General features: G+C 71.3%; 1 pseudogene. It reads left to right on the top strand.

The features are described from left to right. A pseudogene (locus tag SB775_RS33735) lies at nucleotides 1–237 on the top strand (calcium/proton exchanger); the annotation flags it as partial.

The following is a 237-nucleotide window of genomic DNA, read 5'->3' on the forward strand; positions in this document are numbered from 1 at the left end:
CGGCGGTGCCGCCGAGCAGGCGACCGCGATCGTCTCGGCGCGGCAGAACCGCATGGCGCTGAGCATGTCCATCGCGCTCGGCTCCAGCGTGCAGCTGGCGCTGCTGGTGGCGCCGCTGCTCGTCCTGCTCAGCTACGTCATGGGGCCCCAGCCGATGAGCCTGGAGTTCGGTCCCGGCCTGGTGCTCAGCGTGCTGGTGGCAGTGATCATCGCCGCGCAGATCGTCAGCGACGGCCG

It is taken from the genome of Peribacillus sp. SIMBA_075, assembly GCF_046534585.1.